The sequence below is a fragment of the Natrialba taiwanensis DSM 12281 genome, from assembly GCF_000337595.1.
Lineage (GTDB): Archaea > Halobacteriota > Halobacteria > Halobacteriales > Natrialbaceae > Natrialba > Natrialba taiwanensis.
Genome location: NZ_AOIL01000036.1, coordinates 1 through 2,048, shown reverse-complemented (window position 1 = coordinate 2,048; position 2,048 = coordinate 1). Strand labels below are relative to the sequence as shown.

4 protein-coding genes are annotated in these 2,048 nt (G+C 55.9%); 3 read left to right on the top strand and 1 reads right to left on the bottom strand.

Going from position 1 to position 2,048, the window contains the following annotated elements; all coding sequences use genetic code 11:
* The 3 genes from C484_RS10020 to C484_RS10010 all read left to right on the top strand — a co-directional run.
* Window positions 1-182: transketolase C-terminal domain-containing protein (locus tag C484_RS10020; RefSeq protein ID WP_006825822.1), on the top strand; the 182-nt coding region annotated here is incomplete at its 5' end.
* A 263-nt stretch (window positions 183-445) separates the two neighbouring features.
* Window positions 446-877, top strand: coding sequence for an MOSC domain-containing protein (locus tag C484_RS10015; RefSeq protein ID WP_006825821.1), 432 nt, complete (start codon window positions 446-448; stop codon window positions 875-877).
* Between the two features lie 2 nt (window positions 878-879).
* Window positions 880-1,149: a hypothetical protein gene (locus C484_RS10010; RefSeq protein WP_006825820.1), complete on the top strand. Its 270-nt coding sequence runs from the start codon at window positions 880-882 to the stop codon at window positions 1,147-1,149.
* Window positions 1,150-1,450: 301 nt separating this feature from the next.
* Here the strand turns inward: C484_RS10010 and C484_RS10005 are convergent.
* Window positions 1,451-2,048 (bottom strand): hypothetical protein (locus C484_RS10005; protein WP_006825819.1); only part of this gene is annotated, 598 nt, incomplete at its 5' end.

Sequence of the window (2,048 nt, the reverse complement as noted above, 5' to 3'; positions counted from 1 at the left end):
CCGCCGGCGTCGGGGCCGAAATCGCTGCGACGATCCAGGAAGAAGCGCTGCTCTATCAGCAGGCACCGATCAGGCGCGTTACCGGCTACGACGTGCCGATGCCGCTGCACGAACTCGAGGAGTACTACCTGCCGCAGGCAATTCGAATCGAGGAGGCGATCCGCGAGACGGTGTCGTTCTAGCGCGGGATCGGGGGTCATCATCCACTGACAGTCTGACTGTGTCTGACTCACCGACACAATAGTTGAGATTACGGTTCTCAACACAGATGATTGTGATAGATAAATCCTTCTTCACTAGAACCAACAGTGGTCTCGAATAGGCTTCGCGAATCAAGGATGTCCCCCTCTTCTTTCAAAATGTATAACATCTACGTTCACGAAACAAATTTATGGGAACTGGTAGAGTTACACAGCTCCACATTGCTCCCGATAGTGGTGACCCGATGCAAGCACGACAAAACGTCGACGCAGTCGCCAAACGCGGGCTCCGCGGCGACCGGTATTTCGAAGAGCGTGGTCTGTGGAACTTTCTCGACGAAGACCCGGACCGAGAGGTACAGGAAGCAAGCGATATCACCTTCATCGAAGCCGAGGCGCTGGCAGCAGTCAAACGGGATGCCGGAATTGAGATCCCGACGGGTGCACACCGTCGAAACGTAACGACTCAAAATGTTCCGCTCAACCACCTCGTGGGTCAAACATTCACGGTCGGTGATGCCATCTGTGAAGGAATCCAGCTATGTGAACCATGTGGTTATATGCAGTCGCTCGTCGGAGAGGAGGAACTCTCGAAAGCGCTCGTCCACCGTGGCGGGCTTGATGCGAATGTCGTCAAGTCTGGTCCGATCGCCATTGATGACGAGGTTCGGTGGTAACCATGGTTGTCGTCGAGTTGGAAGGATCCATTTCCGTTGAAATGACGACGGGAGATTCAAAGCCGTGCAAGTACACTGTTATGTACGAGGGAGAACGGGTCGCTCAGTACGAAACCAGCGCGGATCCGCGAACGGCGGGCGGTCGTATTGGGCTTCGAAACATCGTCTGCAGGCATGTATCCGGTGTCGATAAAAATGCGATTGATGAGCGGCTCTCGACTGAGATATCGCAAAACGCAGAGGCACTGTCGAACGAATTCGGGACGAGATAATACCTGTCCTCTCCGTAGTAACGTCTGCAAGACGTATTTTTGCCATCTTCTGTATTCATCCGCTTTTTGAACTATCTATAGTTTCGAACAGTATCCGAGAGAGTAGCGCGAGTTCAGTCCGCGGTGGGATCATGAGACAGCCCTCGTCGGGTCCTCTTCCAGCCGCCGTCATTACGTACTAACTCAATATTGAGTCGGTACCCGACCAGTCTACGCTATGGCGGAGTAGTCATCGACGGTTCACTACAGATCCCAGAAGCACGATCAAGGCGGCTGCAGTAGTGACTTACATCGGCGAGCGCTATAGCTCGCGGCCATCATACGCCTCGAGAATCTCCTGTACGTGCGCTCGGACCGCCGTCGCTCGATCCGCAGTCTCACACGGTACCGCCACCGGCGGCGTAGACAGTTTATCCATCGTCCACGAGAGTATCCGTCCGATAGCGTCGTCCGGCAGGTCGTCGGGTTTCCAGGCGAGAACGAGACCGGTTCCGTCATCGCTTTTCCTCGCCTGTCGAAGGTTCGTCAGCCCGTAGCAACTCGTTTTTCGGCCGTCGATCGTCTCGACACAGAGCGAGCCACCCGCTATTCGCCAGCGACGCTGTTCAGCCGTCCACTCGAACGCCGTTTCGGTCGGGACCAGACACGCTGTTTCTCCGGAAAGATCGACGATTTCGCCGGAGCGAATCTCCTCCCCGAGCAGTGACGCATCGAGCCCGACAGCCGAATGGTGGGGAATCGACTCGAGAACCGGCGCGTCGGTCTGATAGAGTTCGACTCGAAAGACGAAGTGCGCTCCAGTGATTCCATCGGTGAGTGCGATGAGATCGAAGAGATGTTCTCGCCCCCGTTCAGTCGTCGTCGGGCACGTCCACGCAACCGTCCCGTTCCGGTCTGCC

Coding starts and splice junctions, on each gene's coding strand:
- C484_RS10010 (WP_006825820.1), top strand. CDS start 880: ATGGTTGTCGTCGAGTTGGAAGGATCCATTTCCGTTGAAATGACGACG.
- C484_RS10015 (WP_006825821.1), top strand. CDS start 446: ATGCAAGCACGACAAAACGTCGACGCAGTCGCCAAACGCGGGCTCCGC.